This is a genomic window from Bacillus sp. FSL W7-1346, from assembly GCF_038593335.1.
GTDB classification, from domain to species: Bacteria; Bacillota; Bacilli; order Bacillales; family Bacillaceae; genus Bacillus; species Bacillus altitudinis.
Genome location: NZ_CP151988.1, coordinates 3,569,474 through 3,593,415, shown reverse-complemented (window position 1 = coordinate 3,593,415; position 23,942 = coordinate 3,569,474). Strand labels below are relative to the sequence as shown.

Annotated in this window: 20 protein-coding genes; 15 read left to right on the top strand and 5 right to left on the bottom strand. The window is 42.5% G+C overall.

Features of this window, described 5'->3' with window-relative positions; genetic code table 11:
* Window positions 1–48: 48 nt before the first annotated feature.
* The 4 genes from NST09_RS18515 (at window position 49) to NST09_RS18500 (ending at window position 5,174) form a co-directional block, all read left to right on the top strand.
* Window positions 49–882, top strand: coding sequence for a MurR/RpiR family transcriptional regulator (locus NST09_RS18515; protein WP_034646848.1), 834 nt, complete (start codon window positions 49–51; stop codon window positions 880–882).
* A 185-nt stretch (window positions 883–1,067) separates the two neighbouring features.
* Window positions 1,068–2,612: a gluconokinase gene (gntK, locus tag NST09_RS18510; protein WP_272755497.1), complete on the top strand. Its 1,545-nt coding sequence runs from the start codon at window positions 1,068–1,070 to the stop codon at window positions 2,610–2,612.
* Between the two features lie 24 nt (window positions 2,613–2,636).
* Window positions 2,637–3,965 (top strand): GntP family permease, encoded by a 1,329-nt coding sequence (locus tag NST09_RS18505; RefSeq protein WP_046527545.1) that lies wholly within the window; start codon window positions 2,637–2,639, stop codon window positions 3,963–3,965.
* Between the two features lie 276 nt (window positions 3,966–4,241).
* Window positions 4,242–5,174 (top strand): DNA alkylation repair protein, encoded by a 933-nt coding sequence (locus NST09_RS18500; RefSeq protein WP_189337183.1) that lies wholly within the window; start codon window positions 4,242–4,244, stop codon window positions 5,172–5,174.
* Between the two features lie 21 nt (window positions 5,175–5,195).
* Here the strand turns inward: NST09_RS18500 and NST09_RS18495 are convergent, their stop codons facing one another.
* Complete coding sequence (locus NST09_RS18495; RefSeq protein ID WP_116306522.1) at window positions 5,196–6,533, bottom strand: amino acid permease; 1,338 nt, start codon at window positions 6,531–6,533, stop codon at window positions 5,196–5,198.
* Window positions 6,534–6,851: 318 nt separating this feature from the next.
* Here NST09_RS18495 and NST09_RS18490 point away from each other — a divergent pair, with 318 nt between their 5' ends.
* Entirely contained in the window at window positions 6,852–8,366 is a 1,515-nt protein-coding gene (locus tag NST09_RS18490) for a PAS domain-containing protein (protein WP_017368371.1), read from the top strand.
* 41 nt (window positions 8,367–8,407) lie between these two features.
* On the opposite strand, the gene NST09_RS18485 is transcribed toward NST09_RS18490, so the two are convergent.
* Window positions 8,408–9,391: a Gfo/Idh/MocA family oxidoreductase gene (locus NST09_RS18485; protein ID WP_046344808.1), complete on the bottom strand. Its 984-nt coding sequence runs from the start codon at window positions 9,389–9,391 to the stop codon at window positions 8,408–8,410.
* Between the two features lie 144 nt (window positions 9,392–9,535).
* On the bottom strand, window positions 9,536–9,895 hold the full coding sequence (locus tag NST09_RS18480) for a MerR family transcriptional regulator (protein WP_007498034.1): 360 nt from the start codon (window positions 9,893–9,895) through the stop codon (window positions 9,536–9,538).
* A gap of 311 nt (window positions 9,896–10,206) precedes the next feature.
* Here NST09_RS18480 and yidA point away from each other — a divergent pair, with 311 nt between their 5' ends.
* Window positions 10,207–11,019, top strand: coding sequence for a sugar-phosphatase (gene yidA / locus NST09_RS18475; protein ID WP_007498032.1), 813 nt, complete (start codon window positions 10,207–10,209; stop codon window positions 11,017–11,019).
* A 35-nt stretch (window positions 11,020–11,054) separates the two neighbouring features.
* On the opposite strand, the gene NST09_RS18470 is transcribed toward yidA, so the two are convergent.
* Window positions 11,055–12,062 carry a LuxR C-terminal-related transcriptional regulator gene (locus tag NST09_RS18470; RefSeq protein ID WP_342493199.1) on the bottom strand — a complete coding sequence of 336 codons (1,008 nt, stop codon included), beginning with the start codon at window positions 12,060–12,062 and terminating at the stop codon, window positions 11,055–11,057.
* 125 nt (window positions 12,063–12,187) lie between these two features.
* Between NST09_RS18470 and NST09_RS18465 the strand changes: the two genes are divergently transcribed.
* From NST09_RS18465 to NST09_RS18455, 3 genes are all read left to right on the top strand, one after another.
* Window positions 12,188–12,895, top strand: a complete 708-nt coding sequence (locus NST09_RS18465) for a class I SAM-dependent methyltransferase (RefSeq protein WP_050826762.1) — start codon at window positions 12,188–12,190, stop codon at window positions 12,893–12,895.
* A complete protein-coding gene (locus NST09_RS18460) occupies window positions 12,892–13,989 on the top strand; it encodes a saccharopine dehydrogenase NADP-binding domain-containing protein (protein WP_050826761.1) in 1,098 nt (365 codons plus the stop codon). Before NST09_RS18465 ends, NST09_RS18460 begins: the two co-directional genes overlap by 4 nt.
* A gap of 220 nt (window positions 13,990–14,209) precedes the next feature.
* Complete coding sequence (locus NST09_RS18455; protein WP_050826760.1) at window positions 14,210–15,481, top strand: MFS transporter; 1,272 nt, start codon at window positions 14,210–14,212, stop codon at window positions 15,479–15,481.
* A 95-nt stretch (window positions 15,482–15,576) separates the two neighbouring features.
* Here NST09_RS18455 and NST09_RS18450 read toward each other — a convergent pair whose 3' ends face one another.
* On the bottom strand, window positions 15,577–17,400 hold the full coding sequence (locus NST09_RS18450) for an acyltransferase family protein (RefSeq protein ID WP_342493198.1): 1,824 nt from the start codon (window positions 17,398–17,400) through the stop codon (window positions 15,577–15,579).
* Window positions 17,401–17,639: 239 nt separating this feature from the next.
* Between NST09_RS18450 and NST09_RS18445 the strand changes: the two genes are divergently transcribed.
* The 6 genes from NST09_RS18445 (at window position 17,640) to NST09_RS18420 (ending at window position 23,942) form a co-directional block, all read left to right on the top strand.
* The gene (locus tag NST09_RS18445; RefSeq protein ID WP_050826758.1) at window positions 17,640–18,515 is read left to right on the top strand and encodes an aldose 1-epimerase family protein; all 876 of its coding nucleotides are present in this window, start codon (window positions 17,640–17,642) and stop codon (window positions 18,513–18,515) included.
* 60 nt (window positions 18,516–18,575) lie between these two features.
* Window positions 18,576–19,520 (top strand): sugar-binding transcriptional regulator, encoded by a 945-nt coding sequence (locus NST09_RS18440; RefSeq protein WP_007498020.1) that lies wholly within the window; start codon window positions 18,576–18,578, stop codon window positions 19,518–19,520.
* An 84-nt stretch (window positions 19,521–19,604) separates the two neighbouring features.
* The gene (deoC, locus tag NST09_RS18435; protein WP_096882069.1) at window positions 19,605–20,276 is read left to right on the top strand and encodes a deoxyribose-phosphate aldolase; all 672 of its coding nucleotides are present in this window, start codon (window positions 19,605–19,607) and stop codon (window positions 20,274–20,276) included.
* A 167-nt stretch (window positions 20,277–20,443) separates the two neighbouring features.
* Window positions 20,444–21,625, top strand: a complete 1,182-nt coding sequence (locus tag NST09_RS18430) for a NupC/NupG family nucleoside CNT transporter (RefSeq protein ID WP_096882068.1) — start codon at window positions 20,444–20,446, stop codon at window positions 21,623–21,625.
* 24 nt (window positions 21,626–21,649) lie between these two features.
* Window positions 21,650–22,951, top strand: coding sequence for a pyrimidine-nucleoside phosphorylase (locus NST09_RS18425; protein WP_035702607.1), 1,302 nt, complete (start codon window positions 21,650–21,652; stop codon window positions 22,949–22,951).
* A 547-nt stretch (window positions 22,952–23,498) separates the two neighbouring features.
* Window positions 23,499–23,942, top strand: coding sequence for a MarR family transcriptional regulator (locus tag NST09_RS18420; RefSeq protein ID WP_045033720.1), 444 nt, complete (start codon window positions 23,499–23,501; stop codon window positions 23,940–23,942).

Sequence of the window (23,942 nt, the reverse complement as noted above, 5' to 3'; positions counted from 1 at the left end):
TGAATGAGGAAGGAGTGAAGTCAATTGGCTTCTGTCAGTTTAAGTAGTATGGATAAGATAAGGGCAGCAAGCAGAGGATTGCCGCCAAAACTGAAAGCAATTGCTGAGCACATTACAAGTGAGCCCCGCGACATCATCCATTTGTCGATTGTCGAGCTTGCCAAAAAGACAGCGAGCTCAGAGGCAACGATTTTTCGTCTTTGTAAAAGGCTTGGATTTGAGGGGTATCAAGATTTGAAGATTGCTATTGCCCAGGAAATAGACCAAACGAAGCCTGATTATGTAGATGAAGAGATGAGTCTTGACGATGATACTGCCGTTTTTATGCAAAAGGTATTTCAGGCGAACATCACTGCATTAAAGGATAGTTTTCAATTGTTGAATCCAGAAGATGTAGAAAAAGCCGTACAATTAATCCATGAGGCAGAGCGCTTAGAGTTTTATGGAAGTGGTGGGTCTGGCCTCATCGCCACAGATGCTTTCCACAAATTTATGAGAACAGGCATCAACTGTATTGTTCATACAGATTCTCACTTTCAAGCGATGTCGGCAGGCCTGCTTGATCAAAAGAGCACAGTGCTTGGTATATCTCATTCTGGTCGAAATAAGGATTTACTGGATGCGATGAAAACAGCCAAGGAAAAAGGAGCGAAAACCATTGGCATTACAAGCTATCAGCGTTCTCCATTGAGTCAGCTTGCAGATGTCACGCTGTATACATCAACGCAAGAAACGGCTTTCCGAACGGAAGCGATGTCTGCTAGGCTTGCCCAGCTTACTGTGATTGATGTGCTATATTTTGCGCTTGCACATTTAAGGCAGCAGGAAACATTAACAAACTTAAAGCAAATGAGAGAAACCATCTCTCAAAAAAGAGTGTAATGGTTTCAAAAATAAATTTTTCTATTAGTGAAAAATGCTGTTGTGGTAACGATTCTAAGGTTTTAAATGAAAATTATTTTCTTTTTGGTCGTTGAATGTCGAAAAAAATATTCCTATAATGGGATTTATCAGGTACACCGGCACCACGACACTTTATTTCAAATCAATGATTGGGCGTGATACAGATGAAGGGAAACCAGGCGGTAATTGGTTTGGATATTGGAACAACAAGTACAAAGGCGGTTCTATTTGGACCACAGGGGAAAGTCATATCAAAGCATTCTGTTCCTTATGACCTCATTCACCCCCAGCCAGCATGGGTTGAGCAGAACCCTGAACATATTTTAGATGCTGTGATTGCGAGTGTAAGAGGCGCATTGACGAAAGCAGCATTTGATGCAAAAAACCTCATAGGTGTGGGAATTAGTACGGCGATGCATTCCTTAATCGTCATGGATGAGAATGGAAAAGCATTAACAAACAGTATCATTTGGGCTGATAACAGAAGTGCAGAACAAGCGAAACGAATCATAACGGACTTAGATGGCTTTCAAATTTATAAAAGAACCGGAACACCGATCCATCCAATGTCACCGCTTTCAAAAATACGATGGATCAAGGAAATGACACCTGACCTCTTCAATCAGGCAGCAAAATTCATTTCCATCAAAGAGTATGTTCTTTATCATTTCTTCGGTCAGTATGTGGTCGATTATTCAATCGCATCAGCAACAGGACTGTTCCGATTGGAAACGCTTCAATGGGACGAGGAGGCACTACGCATTGCAGGAATTCAGGTGAATCAGCTGTCTGAACTTGTTCCAACGACGCATCAGCTGCGTGGTCTTCAGCCAGAAATTGCGCTGCGAATGGGCATTGAAGAAGATACACCATTTGTTGTGGGTGCAAATGACGGTGTATTAGCGAATCTTGGTGTTGGTGCGATTGGCAAAGGTGAGGTAGCAGTCACGATTGGGACAAGTGGTGCAGTACGTACAGTCGTAGATCAGCCAATTACAGATGAGCAATCAAGAACATTTTGCTATGCATTGACGGACAAGCATTGGGTGGTCGGAGGGCCGACCAATAACGGCGGGATTATGCTGAGATGGCTGAAGGATGAATTTGGGTCGTCAGAGGTGGAGGTAGCAAAGCGTCTAGGTGTAGACCCTTACGATCTGATGATTGATATTGCAGAAAAGGTTCCAGCTGGCTCAGAAGGACTGCTGTTTCTACCATTTTTAACAGGTGAGCGAGCACCTTATTGGAATCCAAACGCAAGAGGCACGTTCTTTGGGATTGGTCTTCAGCATAAGCGCGAGCACTTTATTAGAGCCGTGTTAGAAGGCGTCATTATGAGTGTTTTCTCGATCGGTGTGGCACTAAGAGATTTAACAGGTCCAGCGAAGGATGTCAGGGCTTCTGGTGGATTTGCGAGATCCCCTCTATGGCGACAGATTTTGGCAGATACGATGGGCAGAGAAGTGCTCGTTCCAGAAAGCTACGAGGCTTCCGCACTTGGGGCGGCTGTCCTTGCACTTCATAGTTTAGGTCATATGGAAGAGATAGAAGAGGTGCAGGAATGGATTCGTATTTCTGCCCGCCATGAACCAAATATGAAGAACAACGAAACATACATAGAGCTGTTTTATTTATATGAGCGTCTCTATGACAAACTGAAGGATGAATTTGATGTCATTAGTGCGTTGCAATTAAAACAAAATCGTTAAACATCGGGGAAAAGGTGGGAGAACATGCTTTTATTCATTGTGATTGCGGCGATTGTCCTTTTACTCATTCTCATTACAGTCGCTAAGTTGAATCCGTTTGTGAGTTTGATCATTACCTCTATGCTAGTAGGCTTTGCTACAGGAATGGATTTACAGGAAATCATTCAATCGATTAAAACGGGATTAGGGAACACGTTATCGTTACTCGCAATTGTGCTAGCGCTTGGAACCATGCTTGGGAAAATGATGGCTGAGTCAGGGGGAGCTGAGCGGATCGCTCAAACACTCATCAGCCGATTTGGGACGAAGAATGTGCATTGGGCGATGATGTTTGTAGCCTTTATCGTGGGGATACCTGTCTTTTTCCAGGTCGGATTTGTTCTTCTCATTCCTTTACTCTTTACCATTGCGATTGAAACGGGCATTTCGCTCGTGACGATTGGGATTTCATTAATCGCAGGCTTGTCTGTTGTGCATGGGTTAGTCCCGCCTCATCCAGCTGCAATGGCAGCAGTAGGCATCTATCATGCCAACGTGGGGAAAACGATTTTCTTTTCAATCATCGTCGGTTTGCCAACAGCTATTATCGCTGGACCGCTGTATGGTAAGTGGATTGGAAAACGAATACATAAACCAGTTCCAGAGATGCTCAGAAAGCAATTCACGGAACGACATGCTGATCGGAAGCTTCCTGGTTTTGCGAATACGATGTTTACCATTTTGGTGCCGGTCATTCTTATGCTGCTTGCCACGTTGGCGGATATTATTTTGCCAGAGGATAGTATGTGGTATCAGATGTTCAAGTACATTGGAGATCCCATAACAGCTTTATTGATTGCAACAGTGTATTCTTTCTTTAGCCTTGGCTTTATACATGGGATGAGCCGTGACCGAGTGCTGTCATTTAGTAATGAATGTTTGGGACCGATCGCTTCCATTCTGCTTGTGATTGGTGCAGGCGGAGCGTTCAATAATGTACTGATCGATTCAGGTGTTGGGGATTATATTGCTGATTTAGCCAAACACTCCCCAATCTCACCGATTTTACTTAGCTGGCTGATTGCTGCGGTTATTCGTGTGGCAACAGGATCTGCTACAGTATCCATGATGACAGCGGCCGGAATTGTAGCCCCAATCGCTGCATCCATGCCGGATGTGAGCAGAGAGCTGCTTGTTTTAGCAACAGGAGCGGGTTCACTGATTTTGTCTCATGTCAATGACTCTGGTTTTTGGCTGATCAAAGAGTATTTTGGTATGACCATCAAAGAGACGTTCTTGACATGGACGGCTATGGAGACCATCATTTCCGTTAGCGCCATTGCATTTATTATGATTATTAATATGTTTATATAACGGGACAACAGCTCAATTCTTCGGGATTGGGCTGTTTTAGCTTGTTGTTATGCCGCTTTTGACAATTTAGGATAAAATAATGATATTGAGCTATGGGAGGCGGACACGATCGAACCTTTAAAACATGTATATAATGAACCATTTATTCAACATTTAGCAGAAAAACTTGCGCAAGGGTCAACTGTATTTGATGATGATCACTTTCAGCAGCTCGTGTTTCAAGAGGATTGGGAGCAGCTGGAGTTGAAAGGACGAATGAGAAGAGTAACTGAATCGATGCACGCCTGTCTGCCTATGGATTATGAGAAGGCAATCGATGTACTGCGTCAGACAGCACCGCATTTTACAGGGCTCAGTGCGCTCGTATTTCCAGACTACGTAGAGACATATGGTGTTGACCATTGGGATATCTCGATCAAAGCACTTGAATTCTTTACACCGTTTTCCACTGCTGAATTTGCCGTTCGACCTTTTCTCATACAAGATCAAGAGAAAATGCTGGCGCAGATGCTTGTGTGGTCACAGGATCAAAATGAACATATTCGCCGTCTCGCTAGTGAAGGGTGCAGGCCTCGTTTGCCGTGGGGATTATCCGTCCCTGCGCTGAAAAAGGACCCTTCTGTCACGCTGCCCATTTTAGAAAATTTGAAGTCTGATTCGGCCAAGTATGTGCAAAAAAGTGTAGCGAATCATTTAAATGATATTTCTGCAATTCAGCCAGACCTCATGAAGCAAATGGTCAAAAGCTGGTATGGAACCAACGAACATACGAACTGGATTGTCAAACATGCATCCCGTACGTTATTGAAAAAAGGCGATCCAGATATCATGGCTTTATTTGGCTATGGAGATGATCCGTCTATCCAAGTAACGGATTTGAAGGTGACGCAAGACCCCGTTCGTATTGGAGAGAAACTGACCTTTCATTTTATTCTTCAGGCAGATAAGCCATTAAAGCTGCGCGTAGAGTATGCCGTTGATTACGTGAAAGCTCGTGGTACACGCAATCAAAAGGTATTTAAAATCACAGAATTTGAAACAGGATCGGCGCTGCATAGAGAATTTGTCCGGTCACAGTCGTTTCAAAATATGACAACGAGAAAGCATTATGAGGGCATTCATACATTAACCATCATCATCAACGGCATCCCAAAAGCGTCTGTTGATTTCGAAGTCGCAGCAGCAGCTCATGAAAAAACCCGCCATTGAGGCGGGTTTTTGCTTGCGTTTCTAAGCTTTCTTTTTCATTAAAAATGAAGCAATGATGGCGGCTGCTAAGAAACCGATGCTGATAATCGAGCTAGGTAAGTTCTCTGGTCTGAATAGGAACAGAACAAAACTGACACTGAGTACAAGACCAGCAAATAAAGTGAAATACGGAAATAACCAAACTTTGAAATACGGCTCCTGTGGATATCTTGGACGCAGTTTCAAATGTGCCAGACAGATGCTGATCCAAATAAGAGAAACCGCAAAACCAGGAATAGCCAGCATATAGCTGAAAATTTGATCTGGGTACAAGTAAGCAAAGAATGTTCCGATTAAAAGAAACAGAACGGTCACCCATAAACTTAAAATAGGTACACCTCTTTTGTTGACCTGTGCCAGCTTTTTTGGACCGCCGTCTGATTTAGATAGAGAATGAATCATTCTCGTCGTACCGTAAATACCAGAGTTGGCGGCAGATAGAACAGCTGTAATTAAGACGAAATTAATGAAGTGAGAGGCACCCTGCATGCCAGCTGCTGAAAAGACTTGGACAAAAGGACTGTTATTCGGATCAATTTGATTCCAAGGAATGAGTCCACAAATAATCAAAATCGGCAGTGTGTAAAACAAGATGATGCGCCACATCATACTTTTGACAACACCAGGTAACACCTTTTCTGCATCCTTTGTTTCTGTAATGGTCAGCCCGATCAATTCAGAGCCTCCATACGAGAAGATCACCACTAATAATGAGGCAAAGACAGCACCCCATCCGTTCGGGACAAAGTTTTGGTAATTGGTGAGAACAGGCGTGCTTTGGTCGCTCGGAATGATTCCAAATAGTAATGCAGCACCGAGAATAATAAACACAATAATAACGAAAATCTTCATTCCAGCGAACCAAAACTCAATTTCACCAAAGTATTTTACATTATTTAAATTAATTCCGATGACTAAGAGTGAGCAAAGTAAACATAAAGACCATAAAGGTACGTTTGGCATCCAATATTGAAGTAAACTCCCCGCTGCAATGATTTCAATGACACATACAGTGAGCCACATAAAACAGTAAACCCATCCGACAACAAATGAAAAACGTTGACCAAGCGCAATCTGTATGAGGTCGCGAAGGTTATTCCCCGGGTAGACGATGGCCATTTCAGCTAAAGCCGCCATGACAATGAGAAGAAGCAATCCAGCAAATACATAGGAAAAGATGACTCCAGGACCTGCTAAGCCGATTGTATCGGCACTTCCTTTAAAGATTCCTGTACCAATGACCCCGCCCATCGCAATCATGCGAATATGACGCGGCGATAAAAGCTTTTTTAATTCGTGTTGTTCCTGATTCGCGCTCATGACGTTCTCCTTTTTTAAAATGCTTATGTTCCATTTTCTTTTTTCGAGCGGTCAGTGTCAATATAAAAAAAGAGATTTTTCAGACAAAATAGGCGGTTGATTCTATCAAATGAGCCGTTTTCTTCCATAAATCCTTTCCATGACCCATCCCCAAAATCTGAAACTTCGTGAAAAAATGAACTTTTGCCTTCATTCTGACATAAACAATTTTCAGTTTTTGTCGATATATCTTTTGTATTACTAAAGTCCTAATAAAGAATTATTTATAACTGTAAAATATTTCAAAAAAGTATGGAAGAATGAAAGGAGTTATTGAAGATGTTTATGAGAAAAGCAAGTGATTCATCGTCGGGGGCCCTTCTTAGTGAAAGCAGTCAATTAGTTGAACGAATTGAGAAGGGAGATTTTTCAGCCAGAATTGATACTGCTGCATTCTCTTCTAGTCAAACAATAGAAGCTGTGGCTCAAATAAATGAAGCGTTACAAAAGATGCAAGAAGCGCAAGAAGATATTCATATGCGTATGAATTTAGTGACAAAAGCGATTCAAGTGGGTCTATGGGATATGACGGTTGTAGCAGGAGATCCTGTGAATCCAAAAAACGAATTCACATGGACAGATGATTTCCGCAAAATGCTAGGTTTTCAAAATGAAAACGATTTTCCTAATGTCTTAGACAGCTGGGCATCTCGAATTCATCCAGATGAGCAGGAATACACTTTGAATGCATTCTCTACGCATTTATTGGATCATTCTGGCCGTACACCGTATGATATCGAATATCGTCTGAAGTTGAAAAATGGCGAGTATCGTTGGTTCAAAGCAACTGGAACGACGATTCGAGATCGAAATGGGGTACCTCTTCGTGTGGCAGGGGCTCTTTTTGATATTCATGATCAGAAATTGAAAGAAGAAGAGCTGCAAGCATTCGTGACAAGATATGACTTGATCAACCGTGCGCTTGTGGAAGCGCCTTGGGATATGGTTGTAGAGGCTGGCGATTCTGTCAATCCAAACAATGAATTCTGGTGGTCTCCACAGTTTAGAAAAACGCTTGGTTTTACAGATGAAAAAGATTTCCCGAACGTGTTGAGTAGCTGGAGTGATCGTTTGCATCCTGAAGATAAAGAATCGGCTCTCCAAGCCTTTTCGGATCACTTAAATGACCACTCTGGGCGCACGCCATTTGACATTGATTATAGATTGCAGAGTAAAAATGGCGAGTACCGCTGGTATCATGCGGGCGGTGAAACCATTCGTGATGAGAAGGGTGTCCCTTTACGTGTTGCAGGAACGATTCGTGATATTACGTTAGAAAAAAATAAAGAAAAAACAGCCAATGAAATGGCTTCCCAAGTAGAACAGCTTTCAAGTTCTATTAGTGAGATGGTATCTGGCATCAGTTCTGTAACAAACCAAGCACAAGAGCTTGCTGTCGCTCAAGAGCAGTCAACGTCTGCTGCTAATCTGGCGAAAAACAGTGCAGATGAGACGAAGAACATTTCAGACTTGATCAAAGAAGTGGCAAACCAAACGAATCTGCTTGGTTTGAATGCCGCAATTGAAGCAGCAAGAGCAGGCGAGCAGGGCCGCGGTTTCTCAGTCGTTGCCGATGAAGTGCGTAAGCTAGCGCTTCATAGTGCCAATGCGACAGAAAATATCGAATCTAGTTTAACTGAAATGAAAACACAAATCGATCAAATTCTTGAAAATATCTCCAATATGACAGCTCTTACGCAAACACAGGCTGCTTTGACAGAGCAAGTGAACGCTTCCGTTGATGAAGTGAATCATATGTCTCAGCGTCTAGTGGCATATTCAAAGAGTATCTAATGTCAAAAAACCGCCTTTTCATCAGAAGGCGGTTTTTTTATTTAAGCATGATCTGCTGGGAAAACAATACCGGCGTCTTTCCTAGCGGCTTCAAGAACCTTCATGACAGAAAGACTGTCATCAAGCCATTCATAACACTTTTCGACATTTCCGGTTTCAATGATATGCTGAAATGCTTCTGCTTCATAAAACAGGCGGTTCGAATTGGTTTGTGCATTGAGTGAAGTGACTTGGTCTCCTATATGCAGCAACACTTCCTCACAGCCATTCGCACCATTTTTCACATGCAGGAACCCTTTTTCCCCTTGAATCAAAGCGAAATTCATACTGCTTGTATCTTTGCTGCCAACACTTGTGGCGATGAAATCATTGTAAGTAAAAGTTAAAACACCAGATGTGTCGATGCCGTTTGGATGGCGGTTGGCCTGGTAACGAACGTCTTTCGGTGAACCAAATAGATTCATAATGAAATGAACATTGTAAATGTTAATATCCATGAGGGCACCGCCAGAAAACTCTGGGTTAAAGACATTCGGCGTTTCCCCGGCGAGCAGCTGATTATATTTACTTGAATATTGACTATAGTTGCATTGAACGAGTTTGATTCTGCCTAATTGATGAAGGTGTTTTTTGATTAAATGATAGTTGGGCATATGAACGGTCGTAATGGCTTCAAATAGGAAGAGCTGCTTTTCCTTTGCGAGAGCGATTAAGGCTTCTAGCTCTTTCACATTAGAGGTAAAAGGCTTTTCGCAAATCACATGTTTTCCGTGTTTCAATGCAGCCGTGGCATGCTCGCTATGTAAACGATTGGGTGATGCGATATATACCGCTTCTATATGGGGATCTTCTAACATAGCGGTTAAATCCGTATAAGTCGTTTGCACCCCGAATTGATCTGCGAGTTTCTTTGCCGTAGCTTCCTTTCTTGAATAGACAGCGTGGCAAGAAGCACCTTCAAGCTGTTCAATTGCCTGGAGGAAACCTTCCACAATCACACCTGTTCCAATGGTTGCTATTCTCATTCTATTCATAACCCCTTCCATACGATTGATGTCACGTCAAGCTGTCTCTAGTATACCTGATGTTTTCATACAACGTGTACTTACCAGCTAGGCGCAGAGGGGTGCCAGTAAAAAATACCGGCACATCTTTGGCAGCCTCTACAATTAACTAATGTTAGCTAATGTTTGTTTCGTTAACAGTTGAATGGCCGCCTTCCTCTTTTTTAACTCTTGAATGGATTTTTGAATATCTTCTACTTTTTGTTCGAGCAGCTGTTCCGCTTCTGTTTTCGACTGTTTCTCGAATAGTGACGTGATAATTTCTCGAATTTCTTTGAGTGAGAAATCTAGCTTTCTTGCTTCAGTGATAAAGGATAGCATGAGTACATATTTTTTATCATATAAACGATAGCCGTTATGTGCTCTCTTAGGCTCGGGGAGCACACCCTCATTTTCATAAAAACGAATGGTTTCAATATGTACACCAGACATTTTTGACAATTTTCCTCTCGTAAATGTAATCATTCCCTGCACCTCCTTTCTTTGCTATCCATCATACAATTAGATTTGCTAGTTTCAAAATATTCTCCGATGAACATTTGTTCCTTTTCATACTGTTAAAATGACAGGTCTGTCCTATTCACAGCGGATTTCATAGAATAGGTTATAATAGATGAGGATGAAGTGATTTTTTGTTACAGATATGAACAAGTAGACAGTGTGAGAAAAAAACGATAGGCTAAAATAGGTACATAGTATGATGAACAGCATGTGATCATGTAGATGATCACTCAAAATAGTGACAGCACGTTTTGCTGAGAAAAGGGGAGCAGTGAATGTATAAATTAGTCGCAATTGATATGGATGGTACGTTATTAAATGATCAGCATATGGTGCCGGATGAGGTGTTTGAAGCGATTCAACAGGCGAAGGCAGAAGGCGTTAAAATTGTTTTATGTACAGGCCGGCCGATTGGCGGGGTGCATCGCTATTTAAAAGAGCTGCAGCTTGATCAAGAGGGGGATTATGTCATCGCCTATAATGGAGCGCTTGTACAAAACAGCCATACAAATGAAGTCGTATCAGAATTAACTTTATCCTATGATGATTTGACTTCTTTATATGAACTGAGCCGTCAGCTGGATACACCTATGCATTATTTCGATTCAGCTCATCTATACACACCAAATCGGGATATTAGTGAATACACGGTACTTGAATCGTACTTGACGAAATTGCCGCTTAAGTATTTACCTGTCGAAGAGGCAGACCCATCCATGAGACTTCCGAAGATGATGTATATTGATCAGCCGGAACGTTTGGAAAAGACGATACAAGCCATTCCATCTGAAGTGAAGGATCAGTACATGATGGTAAAAAGCACAGATTTCTTCCTAGAAATTCTTCATCCTGATGTGAGCAAAGGGAATGCTGTGAAGCTTCTAGCGCATGAACTGGGGATTTCTCGTGAAGAAGTGATGGCGATTGGTGACAATGGGAACGACGTGTCGATGCTAGAATTTGCGGGCTGTGGCGTTGCGATGGGAAATGCCATTGAAGATGTCAAAGCAGTTGCGGATGTTGTGACAAAATCCAATAACGAAGCAGGAGTCGCACATATCTTGCATGAGCGAGTCATCGGAAAATAAAGAAAGAGCGGTCTACCAATGAGGTAGCCGCTTTTTTATATGTGTGAGAAAAAGTAAACAAGCATACGTCTGCTGTTCAAATTTGTTTTTTCGAGCATCGCCTTTACATGATCATGCACCGTATGAGGCGAGATAAATAACGTACTGGCAATTTCTTTTGTGGATTGTCCTTTTATTAAGCAGTCAAGGACGTTCATTTCTCTTTCTGTTAGCCGATATGTTTTCGCTATATAAGGAAGGATGTCACTTGTTTGAGCTCGTTTAATATGAATCATGACAGCCTCTTCCTGCCCGGCTGCTTGTGCTAAACGAAATGCTTGAAGAGAGAGAAAACGCCCTGTCGGCATTCTGGTGATGCTGACCGCTGTTTGGTCACCGCCGCCATATAAAAGCTTAGCACCTAATGCTCTAAACGGACGGGGCATGATGGCACCGTCATGAATTTGCTCAAAGGTTTGGAAGGTGTGGAGCCAATGAAGACCGGTTTCATTTCCATAAAGAAGATGGTAATCGTGTGAAAGAATGAGGAAGCCTTGGTGTTCCGCCGTTTCATCTTCTTCCGTTTCTCTTCTTTTAAAAAGTTCATCTCTCAGCTTGGCTGCGAGTGCTGGTGTTTGGCGACTAACCGCTTGTATATCTTGTTCATGAAAAGGTTCCTTCTCCTTTTTCCGATAAAGGCTGGCGATTCCCCAGCATTCACCTTGAATCACAAGGGCTGCCCGCAATTCATCTGCCCATCCGTTAGGCAACAAAATGTGCTGGTATCGACCACTATTGAGGTATTCTCCGCTTTGGACGAGACTGGCAACGTGGACAGGACCTTTCGCTAGATCTTCATGCTGGTGCACATCTTTTTTTAAATATTCATTTTGAAACAGCTCGTTATGTATGGCTTCAATCGGTTCATCTGTAAAAGAACCCGTCGAGAGGAGAGTAGCTGGATCAATAGATGTGATACAGGCAGCATCAAAATCACAGATAGCAGCAAGTTCATCTCGAATGCTTTTTCTCAGCTGCTGAAAATGAGCGGCTGGATTGTTCATTTGATCTCCTCCTCAATATCCCCACTTTTAGGGATCGTTTTTTCTCATCTATCTTCTTACAATGAAGATAACATACCGTTAGTGTAAAGGGAACGAAGCAAAGCGGAAACTGGAGGAGAAGACATATGAGTGTAAATCAACATTGGCATGATCCTGTTGCTGAATCCTATGCAGCGACAATTGCACATAAAGTACCGGGCTATCATCTTTTGCATGAGCTGACAGTGGATAGAGTAGAAATCGAATTAATGGGAGCGGCTTCTCGCATGTTAACAGTCGGAGCAGGTGGGGGCGAAGAGATCATCAACATGCTTCAAAGAAATAAAGACTGGCATATCACAGGGGTTGATCCATCTCCAACCATGCTTGATATGGCCAAGCGCAGAGTGGCACAGCTTCATATGCAAGATCGCGTCACATGGTATGAGATGGCCTTAGACAAAGTGCCGGTTGAAAAGTTGTACGATGCAGCAGTAAGTTTGCTTGTCATTCATTTTGTAAAAGATCAGCTGACCTTTTTACAGGAGATTGCCCGCCGGCTTCAGCCAGGGGCGCCTCTCGTGCTGGCGTTTATTCAAGGAGACCCAGAAACGCCTGCATTTCAGCAGGAGCTTCATATGCTTTCTCTATTCATGAAGCGTCAAGGCTTGGGAAAGGAAGTGTTTACGTCCTTCCGAGAAAGGCTGGGTGTCACAACATATCCCGTGTCTGAAAAAAAGATGACAGCACAATTAACCGAAGCAGGATTTCAAGACATCAGACCTTATTTTCAAGCTGGCATGATCAAAGGGATTGTTTGTAAAAGAGGCAATAGAAAGGCGGTTGGAAAATGAGGTCAAAAGTGATGGTGATAGGCGGTTATGGACATGTGGGGCAGCAAATATGTCTTCAATTAAGTGACGTGTATCCTGGGCAAGTCTTTGCGGCTGGCCGAAGTTATGAGAAGGCTGAACAATTTGCACGCCAAACGAATGGGCGTGTACGTCCATTTCAGATAGACGTAAGACAACCAGTGGATACGGACTGGATGGATGAAACGAAACTCGTGATCATGTGTCTTGATCAAGATGACACGTCATTTGCTGAAACATGCTTACGATCAGGTATTGATTATCTCGATATTTCGGCAAAAGGAGCCTATATTGAGAAGCTGGCAAAGGTCCATCAACAGCAATTGAACGCAACGGCTGTGCTGAGCGTAGGTCTTGCACCAGGTCTCACCAATTTGCTTGCAGCGAAGGCGGCATCTATTCTGACCTCTGTGGAGCAAATTGATATTAGTATCATGCTTGGGTTAGGCGACCAGCATGGAAAAGCAGCTATTGAATGGACGCTTGATCATGTGCATACAGATTATGAGCTGACGAAGAATCATCAGCGAAAGAAAGTCAAAAGTTTTACTGGAGGGAAACGCATTGATTTTGGTAAAACGCTTGGAAAGCGGCAAGCCTATCAGTTTCCTTTCTCTGACCAGCAAACATTGCCTTCAACGCTCCATGTGCCTTCTGTGACAACAAGGCTCTGTTTTGATTCTGGTGTAGCGACACGTGCATTTGCTCTCACAAGGAAACTCGGAATGACGTCCCTTCTCACGATGCCGAAAATCAAGGAACGTGCCATTTCACTGATTCAATCTGCTCAAATGGGTACAGATCAATATGCAGTGAAAGTGGAAGCGGTAGGAATGAAGGGTAACGAAATTCATCAAGCAGCGCTTGGAATAAAAGGTCGCGATGAGTCTCAAGCAACAGCTCAAGTCGCCAGTGCTGTGGCACTGCATGTATTGAGCAAGCAGTTTCAGGCAGGTGTCTTTCATATCGAAGAATTATTTTCATTAGCGTATGAGAATGGTGATTTTGCGTTGGTGGATCAAAAAACGAAGGAAAAGCATGCATTAGCATTGAGTGCCAGTCTTTTAACGGCATAAAAGAAAACGACAAAAGATACGCATCAGCTCAAAAGTACAGGTCAGTCATGTGGGCGCTTTATTCATGATCCATTTCAAAACAAGGTGTCTATGATCCGAAAACAATAGCTTGCTCGCCATGTAAATGGCCGAGAGGCGGAAGAGATTTAAATCAAGGATTGTAGTCGGAACTGATATAATGGTTACATTGGGCAAATAAACCTCAAGTGGGTGTTTACAAGTGTTAGATACAGAACAAGATGTAGTGAAGAATTATATAGATTCACCCCAAAAATTGAAAAATTTATATAAACGAGTATTGTTCGTTGTCAGTCTATCGCAAATATTTGGAGGGGCTGGAATAGCTGCAGGAATTACGGTAGGTGCCATTTTAGCGCAACAAATGCTTGGAACTGAAGCCTATGCAGGAGTCCCAATCGCTTTATTTACTTTGGGGTCAGCTGGGTCAGCTTTCATTGTAGGAAAGCTTTCGCAACGTTATGGACGACGCATCGGTTTATCGACAGGTTTTGTTGCTGGAGGGCTCGGAGCAATTGGCGTTGTACTGGCAGCTATGATGAATAGTGTCACTTTATTATTTGCATCGCTCTTCATTTACGGAGCAGGAACATCCACGAACTTACAAGCGCGTTATGCTGGGACGGACTTAGCGAATTCTAAACAGCGTGCAACTGCCATTAGTACAACAATGGTCATGACAACATTTGGAGCAGTAGCAGGTCCGAATTTAGTTGAAGTGATGGGTAAATTTGCAGTGTCCATTGGTGTTCCAGCACTTGCCGGTCCTTTTATTTTATCAGCAGTAGCATTTATTGTAGCTGGTCTTGTCCTTTTTATTCTGTTGCGTCCTGATCCATTAGACATTGCCCGAAGAATAGCAACTTACAAAGCAGAACATGGTCATGGAAATAAAGCAGATGCTGCTGATAAAAAAACAGATAAAAAAGGGCTTACAGTAGGTGCCACAGTGATGATCTTAACTCAAATTGTCATGGTGGCACTCATGACCATGACGCCGGTGCATATGCAGCATCATGGTCATCGATTAGCCGAAGTGGGCATTGTGATTGGTTTTCATATAGGAGCCATGTATCTTCCTTCACCTATCACGGGTGTACTTGTAGATAAACTAGGACGAACAGCTATGAGCATAGCGTCGGGCATCACACTGTTACTTGCTGGTTTATTAGCAGCATTCGCACCAAGTGATTCAATGATTCTATTAATCATTGCTTTGTCTTTACTTGGATTGGGATGGAACTTTGGTTTAATTAGTGGTACTGCTCAAATAGTGGATGCTACAGAACCATCAACCCGGGCAAAAACCCAAGGAACACTCGATGTTTTTGTTGCGTTAGCAGGTGCTTCTGGCGGTGCCCTTTCAGGAATGGTCGTGGCGAATACGAGTTATGCTACATTATCTTTAAGTGGAGGAATTTTATCATTAATTCTCATCCCTGTCATCATTTGGTCTTTTAAAAGTAAAACATAATGCAGCTCTGTGCTCATCCATCACAAAAAAGACATGCCTCCAATCATAGGAAAGCATGTCTTTTTTGAATCTCTCTTCACAGGATGCTAGCTTTCTTATGATGCTGAGGACACATCTCCTTTTTTCTTGATACTGGCTTTAATGAGCTGAGTCAATGTGTCAGAGCCTTTTGTGGAAAGATGAACACCATCTGGCTGAAAATAGGATGGCTGTCCTGTGGCAGCTGAATGCCAATCGACTAAGCTCACATTGTGATGTTGATTGGCCACACGCTCAATGACTGCATTCACATCATTTTCCCAAGATCTTGGAACGCGAGTGTTCACAAGAAAAATATGAGCCTTCGAGAAATGTTGAATGAATGAGGTCAAAGTCCCCTCTGTAAAATAACCATTTGTGCCAAGCTCAATAATAACAGCGGCATTAGATTGATTAAATGAAGCATACTGAGGAGCGATGTTGACGGCTTCGTTCATTTGTCTGCCAACCTTTGCATCGATGGTGATTTGTGCATATGCTTTTTCAAGATTCGGCGCTATGTCTAGCATGACGGAATCACCAATAGCAAGAATTTGGCGAAACTGCTTCTGATCCGCTGCTTTTTTCTCATGTTTGTCTTTCTTTTTCTTCACTTTTGATTCTGTCTGACCGCCTGCCTTTTGGGGCGCTGTCTTAATTTGTGTTACTTCTTGTGCATGCGGGGATGTATGAGACGAGCTAGACATACCAATGGTAAATAAAATCAAAAGGACTGCGGCAATCCCAAGAAACACTTTATTGGACATAGACCATTGCTTGATTCCTGTTTTCCAAATCGACCAAGAGGCAAAATAGTGTCTAAACCCGAGTTTACGAATCGGCTGTTCGATCAAACGATAGGAAGCCTCTGATATGAGTAGAATTGCGATGAGCTGTAATGTGACACGTCCCATGGAAGGCTGTCCAATCTCAATGACCGGTGTGGTTAGCACGATAATTGGATAATGCCATAAGTAGATGCCATAAGACCGCTTTCCGAGCCATACGAGTGGTTGAAAAGACAGCCATTTCCCAATAAGACTGGCAGGATGGCAGACACACGCAATTAAGATCGCTGCATTCAGACAGAATAAAAGCATACCGCCTTGGTAGAGAAAGCCGTCAAATTCATCGACTGCATAAACACATAAGAGGAAAATGACCATCGAACCGAATCCGGCTATATGTAGTATACGTCTGCCGACAGGAAGTAATTTTCTGCTGGAAAGTCTGTGCATGGGCCAGACAAATGCAAGACTGCACCCGATGAGGAGTGCAAACGCACGTGTGTCTGTTCCATAATAGATCCTGCTCGGGTCAGTATCCGGTGAATAGAGAATGGCCATCCATAACGCAGATACAAGTGCCAGACCAAAGGTGATCATAGGAAGATGGGATCTATTTTTCACCCATTTCAGTCCAGCAATCAACAGTACCGGCCAAATGAGATAAAATTGCTCTTCAATCGCCAAAGACCATAAATTTTTTAGTGGAGATACAGCATTGAAGCTGTCAAAGTAAGAGAGCTGATGAAAAATATACCACCAGTTACTCACATAAAAAAAGGACGATAAGGCATCGCCACGAATGGACATTAATGCATTTGAACCAGCAATGGCGCACCAGCTGACGATTAAAAAAATCATGACGTAGGCAGCTGGAAGCAGCCTTCTGATGCGGCCCATCCAAAAAGGCAGAAGCTCTTGATAGCCCAAATCCTGCTTATGCAGCAAGATGGTTGTAATCAAGTAACCAGAAATCACAAAAAACAAATCAACGCCAAGAAACCCGCCGCTTGCGGGTTCAATATGTAAGTGATAAGCAATGACCGCCAATACGGCAACAGCTCTCAGCCCATCTAATCCTAATATGTAACGTAAACGGTTTTCCTTGCTGTTCATGAAAAAGAATCCCCCATCAATGTCAAACGCGTCTTTTTTGTTGTTACACCAAAAGAACAACGATTCTTTTATTTTATATAAGATTAGACGAATCAGCATTACATTTTGTTGGCGAATTTCTGTCTTTTTTAAAATTTTTTTATATGAAGAAACTTTCTAAGGATTGAGGGATTCTTATTTTTATACTCAAACCGAAAATCCCTGTCATAATAAAAGAAGAAGGAAAGGGGATGTGTTGAATGAGAACGATTGAAAATGATCTGTTATTGGTTCAAATCAATGAGAGAGGTGCCGAGGTGAGAGAGGTGCTTCATAAAGAAAGTGGACGTCAATATATGTGGTCTGGTGACCCTGCTTATTGGGGCAGGGTGTCGCCCGTCTTATTTCCGATTGTCGGACGGTTGAAGGATGATCAATACAAGATAGACGATCAAACGTATCAACTCTCGCAGCATGGATTTTTGCGTGATGTTGATTTTGAACTATTTGAAGAAGCAAAAGATCAGGTGGTTTTTCAATATCAATCAAATGGCCGTCACACGTCACAATATCCGTATGAATTTACAGCGCGCATCAGTTATGCACTGTCGGAAAATGGACTAACGATTTCCTGGGAAATTGTTCATGAAGGAGATGGCACGATGTATTTCTCGATTGGTGGACATCCGGCATTTCATGTCCCGCTTGTTGAAGGCGAGCAGACAGCTGATTATTCACTCACATTGATCCCTTCCACCGAACATGATCCAGTCCAATATGAACTTCATGATTCACTTGTGAGAGAGAAGGAGAAAGGTGTTGAGTTTGAGCCGATTCAACTTCGCCCAGAACTTTTTCAGAACGATGCAATGATCTTTAGTCATATTGATCAAGTATCATTGACTTCTCAAGCAGGTCACGGCGTTGAGGTCGATCTCAGTGATTTTCCGTTCGTTGGTATTTGGTCTCCATATGATCAAGAAAAGGGAACAATGGCTCCTTTTGTTTGTATTGAGCCTTGGTATGGGATCGCTGATATGGAAGGGACAAACGGGCAGTATAAGGAGAAATTCGGCATTCAAACCTTAGAGAAGCAAGAGACCTTTCACGCAGCTTACACCATTTTCTTTAAATGAACATTTGTGCATGGTGAAGTGAACAATTTGTTATGATAGAGGAAAAAAGGAGGCGTACGAATGGATCGGGAGAAACAGCAATTAAGTATTGAAGCAGCAAGGCTCTATTACTTATCTGATTACAGTCAGCAGGAAATCGCCAAGCAGCTTGACCTGTCGAGGCCAACGGTGTCTCGTCTGCTTCAGTATGCGAAGGAAAAAGGGTACGTCCAAATTACAGTGATGGACCCATTTGAGGATTTAAATGAGCTGTCCTTATTGCTGAAAGAAAAATATGATCTGCTCGAGGCTCATGTGGTATTTTCACCAAAGGATGATTATCCAACGATTACGGATTACTTGAGCCGGTTTGGTGCAGATTATCTTCAGAATACGGTGAAAGACGGCGATATCGTTGGAGTGAGCTGGGGCACCACGATGTATCAAATTGCTCAAAAGATGCAACCTAAACAGGTAAAAGGGGTAGAAGTGGTTCAGCTGAAAGGTGGAATCAGCCATTCACATGTGAATACATATTCTGCGGAAACGATTCAGCTGTTTGCATCAGCTTTTCAAACGGCACCACGCTATTTGCCACTGCCTGTTGTATTCGATAGTGCCGCCGTTAAAGAGATGGTCGAACAGGACAGACATATCCAGCGCATTATTGAAATGGGCAAACAGGCAAATATCGCTGTGTTTACAGTTGGGACGGTAAGAGATGAGGCGCTTTTATTTAGACTCGGTTATTTCCGTGAAGAAGAAAAGGCGCTGCTCAAGACATCCAGTGTTGGAGATATCTGTTCGCGTTTTTATGATCAAGAAGGACGCATTTGCAGTGAAGCGATTAACAATCGCACAATCGGTGTGGAGCTGGATGATTTGAGAACAAAAGAGCGCTCCATTCTTGTGGCTGGTGGACATCGAAAGGTTGCCTCTATCCATGGGGCGCTGAGAGGAAAATATGCGAACGTATTGATGATCGATCAGCACACAGCAAGAGCTCTTTTAAATGTCACAAAATAGATGAACAAAATTTCATAACTATATTTACAATTGTTCAATAGTCATTTAAGATGAAAGTATCATATTTAAAAGGAAGTGTGAATCATGACAATAGCAAAGCTCATTGATCATACAGCACTAAAACCAGATACATCTAAAGCTGCGATCATGCAGTTACTAGATGAAGCAAAGACATATCAATTTGCTTCCGTTTGTGTGAACCCAACTTGGGTATCTCTTGCGGCGAAAGAACTAGAAGGAACAGGCGTTGATGTATGTACAGTCATCGGTTTCCCTTTAGGTGCAAACACAACAGCAGTGAAAGCATTTGAAACAAAGGATGCCATTGAAAACGGTGCAACTGAAGTGGACATGGTCATCAATATTGCGGCATTGAAAGATGGCGAATATGATGCAGTTGAACAAGATATTCGTGCCGTTGTAGACGCAGCAAAAGGCAAAGCCTTAGTGAAAGTCATCATTGAAACTTGTTTACTCACAGATGAAGAGAAAGTACGAGCTTGTGAACTTTCTGTAAAAGCTGGCGCTGATTTCGTCAAAACATCAACTGGATTTAGTACAGGCGGTGCAACAGCTGAGGACATCGCATTAATGCGTAAAACAGTTGGACCTGACATCGGTGTCAAAGCATCAGGCGGCGTAAGAACAAAAGAAGACGTAGAAGCGATGACAGCTGCAGGTGCAACCCGCATCGGTGCCAGTGCAGGCGTTTCCATTATTAAAGGGGATCAATCAGCTCCTTCTAAAGACTATTAATTCATACGATCCTATGGTAGGATAACAATCATGACTCATTAGATGATGAAAAAGTCATATGCGGAAGGATCTCATTTCTGGGATTTTCTTCCGCAATTTGTTTGCGAAATAGGGTTTGTTCTATACAAGCACATTAATGTAAACGAATTCATTCAAGGAGGAAAAACATGAAATACGTCATTGGTATTATCGGTTTGCTGGTGATTCTCGCCATTGCATGGCTGGCAAGTAACGGGAAAAAGCGAGTGAAATTCCGTCCAGTCATTGTCATGATTGTACTGCAATTTATTTTAGGTTATATTCTGCTCAATACAGGTGTTGGGAACTATATAATTGGTAATTTTGCCAAAGGGTTTAAATTGCTCTTAGGCTATGCTGGTGAAGGGATCAACTTCGTATTTGGCGGTTTAATGAATGATAATGCGTCAACTTTCTTTATCAATGTCTTGCTGCCGATCGTCTTCATTTCTGCCTTGATTGGTATCCTGCAACATTGGCGTATCCTTCCGCTGATCGTACGCGGAATTGGGTATTTGCTTAGTAAAGTCAATGGAATGGGGAAACTAGAATCTTACAACGCCGTAGCGTCAGCGATTTTAGGTCAATCCGAAGTGTTCATTTCCATTAAGAAACAGCTTGGATTATTACCTCAACAGCGTCTTTATACATTGTGTGCATCTGCGATGTCGACTGTATCAATGTCCATTGTCGGTGCGTATATGCAAATGATTAAACCGGAGTACGTTGTTACAGCACTTGTGCTGAACCTATTTGGTGGATTTATTATTGCGTCTATCATCAATCCATATGAAGTGTCTAAAGACGAAGACATGCTTGAAGTCGTAGAAGAGGAAAGACAATCTTTCTTCGAAATGCTCGGCGAATACATTATGGATGGTTTCAAAGTAGCCATTGTTGTGGCTGCGATGTTGATTGGATTCGTTGCATTAATTGCGATGATTAATGGCATTTTCACAGCTGCCATCGGTGTTTCTTTCCAAGATGTACTTGGATATGTGTTTGCACCATTTGCGTTTATTGTTGGTGTACCATGGAGCGAAGCAGTACAAGCAGGAAGTATTATGGCGACCAAGATGGTGTCTAACGAATTTGTGGCGATGCAAATTCTTTCTGGCGATGCCTTCCATTTCACTGCTCGTACAGAAGCGATCATTTCTGTATTCCTTGTGTCATTTGCGAACTTCTCGTCTATCGGTATCATTGCTGGAGCCGTTAAGGGCTTGAATGAAAAACAAGGAAACGTTGTCGCACGCTTTGGATTAAAGCTGTTATTCGGTGCAACACTTGTCAGCTTCTTAACAGCAGGCGTTGTCGGTTTGATTTACTAAACTAAAGAAGGAATGGTGAAAACAATGAGAATGGTAGATATCATTGCGAAAAAACGTGACGGAAAAGAATTATCTTCAGAGGAAATTTCTTTCTTTGTCAAAGGTTATACGGACGGAACAATTCCTGACTACCAAGCAAGTGCCTTGGCGATGGCGATTTTCTTCCAAGATATGACGGATCAAGAACGTGCAGATTTAACACTTGCTATGGCAAACTCAGGGGACACAATTGACCTGTCTGCTATCGACGGTATTAAAGTAGACAAGCATTCAACAGGCGGTGTAGGCGATACAACAACGCTTGTACTCGCTCCTCTTGTTGCAGCACTTGATGTACCTGTTGCAAAAATGTCTGGGCGTGGTCTTGGACATACGGGTGGAACAGTCGACAAGCTAGAGGCAGTCAAAGGCTTCCACGTTGAAATTACAAAAGACGAGTTCATCGAGCTGGTGAACCGTCATAAAGTAGCGGTCATTGGACAATCAGGCAACCTGACACCTGCTGATAAAAAACTGTATGCCCTTCGTGATGTGACAGGAACTGTTAACTCAATTCCGCTCATTGCAAGCTCTATTATGAGTAAGAAAATCGCTGCTGGCGCAGATGCCATTGTACTAGATGTAAAAACAGGCGCAGGTGCTTTCATGAAAACACCTGAAGACTCTGAGAAGCTTGCAAAAGCAATGGTTCGTATCGGAAATAATGTTGGCAGACAAACGATGGCTGTCATCTCAGACATGTCTCAGCCGCTAGGATTAGCGATTGGAAATTCCCTTGAAGTGAAAGAGGCGATTGACACGCTTAAAGGTGAAGGCCCTGAAGACTTAAACGAGCTTGTGCTCACATTAGGAAGTCAAATGGTCGTTCTTGCGAAAAAAGCAGAGACACTTGATGAAGCAAGAGAAAAGCTAATTGAAGTCATGAAAAACGGCAAAGCACTTGAGAAATTCAAGGAATTTTTAGAAAACCAAGGTGGAGACGGCTCGATTGTAGATCAACCGGAAAAACTGCCGCAAGCACCTTATCAAATCGAAGTGCCGGCAAAAGAATCAGGTGTGATCGCTGAAATCGTCGCAGACGAAATCGGTGTTGCAGCGATGATTCTTGGAGCAGGACGTGCAACAAAAGAAGACGATATCGACCTATCTGTTGGCATTATGCTAAACAAAAAAGTAGGCGATCGTGTAGAAAAAGGCGAATCTCTCGTGACGCTGCATGCAAACCGTGAAGATGTTGCGAATGTCATGGAGAAAATTTATGACAACATCCGCATTGATGACCATGCCGATGCTCCGACTTTGATTCATACAGTGATTACAGAATAAAGAGAAAAAGACAAAAGTGATGAATCGCTTTTGTCTTTTTTTATGTAAATTTTAGGTAGCGCTTCTTCTAGATATGATAAGTTAGATGAGTGGGAGGGGATAAACCATGAGAATGCTCAAACTCATTCTCTTTATTTTTGTTGTCTTGATGATCATTGGATTTATCAGCTACTATGTGGGACCAACAACGACACCAAGTTCTTAAGACGAGCAAAAGCTCGTCCCAGCGTGAAGACAAACCCTCGCATTCGGTGTCAGTCCTGTGCGCTGGTGCTCACGAATGTCAAATTCGCTCCGCTCCATTGCTCGTCCTTCCTAGACTGCAAAGGTTTTCTTTCATGCTGAAAAGAAGACAAAGGGCTAAAATAAACTACATTTTAGCCCTTTGTCTACTGTCTGAGACGAGCAAAAGCTCGTCTTTTTTAATTGAAATAAAAAATTTCACTTTATGAAACAAACCTCTTGCAATCATGAAACAATGGGTGTATATTAGTTGACGAGTCAATGATTGATATATCAACTAATTGATCTGAATAGAAAAGAGGGGATGGCATTGACTGCATTTTGCTCTGAAGAAGCAGAGGTATTATATCGTTTGCAGTGCGTGAACCGTATGATGGGTGTGAAGTTCGAAGCATGCACGGGCATCAGCCAATCAAGACTGGAGTTACTATCACTGTTATTCCAAGCCGACGAAATCAGCCAATCCGATTTGCAGAAAAAAGTAAATATTGATAGTGCGGCTGTGACGCGTCACTTAAAACAGTTAGAAACAAAAGGAATGGTCACGCGCAGAAGAAAGCCGGAAGATAATCGAGTCACGCTTGTTCGTCTGACAGATGAAGGCAGAACAAGAATCGAAGCTTCTAAAAAAGAAAAAGAACGATTTATCTCAGAAATGCTTGAAAACGTAAGTGATGAAGAACGAAAGCTTCTCACTGATGTGCTCATCCGTATACAACAAAACATCGAAAAGATTCAAACAACCTAA